The organism is Synechococcus sp. H70.1 (genome assembly GCF_047502705.1).
Taxonomy (GTDB): Bacteria; Cyanobacteriota; Cyanobacteriia; order Thermostichales; family Thermostichaceae; genus Thermostichus.
On sequence record NZ_JANSIV010000097.1, the window covers coordinates 1 to 1,383 of the forward strand.

Annotated in this window: 2 protein-coding genes; both read left to right on the plus strand. The window is 61.3% G+C overall.

What is annotated here, in order from left to right:
* A partial coding sequence (locus NW827_RS07060) for a hypothetical protein (protein ID WP_414503488.1) occupies window positions 1-679 on the plus strand: 679 nt, incomplete at its 5' end.
* 57 nt (window positions 680-736) lie between these two features.
* The coding region (locus NW827_RS07065; protein WP_414503489.1) for a prepilin-type N-terminal cleavage/methylation domain-containing protein at window positions 737-1,383 on the plus strand (647 nt) is incomplete at its 3' end.

The window sequence follows — 1,383 nt, forward strand, 5'->3', positions numbered from 1 at the left end:
GTGGGTGGATGTGGAGCCCTTTACCCTGGATCTGAACAAGCCCACCACGGGCTTTGCTGGCAACAACCCGGTGCTGGGCGTGATCCTGGACGAGGTGACGCGGCGACCTATTCCCATTCCTCGCTTCCAAGAGCTGGCCTCAACTGATGTGAACCAGCGTCGCCGCAACGAAGACGGCAGCCAAAACTGGCAACTGCAGCCGGCCCGAGAGACGCGGGTCAACGCGGTGGCCGTTAGCGGGGTGCTCCCGTCGCGGCTGCATCAAACCGCCGGCGGCATGCACAACTTCCTACGCCTCAATGAGATGTGGAGAGGTACCAACCTCTTCTTCAGCGGCTCGATGATCCAGCTCAACTACAGCACCTATGCCACCGGCCCCTTCCTGCAGCACAGCTTCGAGCCGCCCAACCTGGTGCAGGATTCAACCTTTTTGCGCGGCTACGACTACTACTTCCCACCTCGTCGCCGCTTCGGCTACGACGTGGGCCTGCAGATTGCTCGCCGCCCTGGCGCTGTCTCCAGCCGCTTCCAATTCCCCTCCAACGCGCGCACAGAGTTCCTGCGCGAGCTGGATCCACAAGATCCGTATGTGCGGCGGCTGCGCTGCGCGCTCCAGAATCAGCCGGATGTGCCGTTGGATCCGTCTGCGCGGATTGGCGGCTGCAATGAGTTCAATTGATATTGACCCGTCCCGTCAGGGGTAGATTCAAGGTAGGGGCGAAATAGGGAGGGATCCATGGGCAAGGGTCGGCTTCGGTGGCAACTGGCAGCAGAGGGCTTTACCCTCATTGAGGTGTTGTCTTCGGTGGTAATCGTGGCCTTGGCCATGGCCGCCCTAGCCCCCACCCTCACGGTGATTGCCTACCGGCGGGCCATGAGCGAGCGGGTGGAGCTGGCCAACCGCCTGGCCCAGGAGGAGGTGGATCGCATCCGCACCCTGGTGGATATCGAGCTGTCGGCTGCTCCAAAGGCTTTTGAGGTGGCTCGTCTGCCCAAAGTGGGAGCCAACCCACTGGTCGACACCCCACCCCCTGACCAGATGCCCGCCGATGCAAATGACGGTAACTACACGCACAAAGACAACTATTCCCTTCGCCTGGCGCAAGTTCAAGTGCCGGGGCGGAATCCGGAAGAATACGTCATCCAAGCCTTCCGCGACGAGGGGGCGCCCTGCATCGACCGCCGTGAAAACAGGGTCATTCAGGAGGTGCCCTGCAGCTTTCGCCTGGGCGTGCGGGTTTACCACCGCTTTTCTTTTGATCCAAACACGCGCCGAGCGCTGCCTGGATTGAGAACGGAGCTGGTTTCGGCCAACCAAAACTTGGCCAATGCCGATGTCTGGCTCTTTCCCCTGGCCACCTCCTTTGTAGAAATTAACCCCGC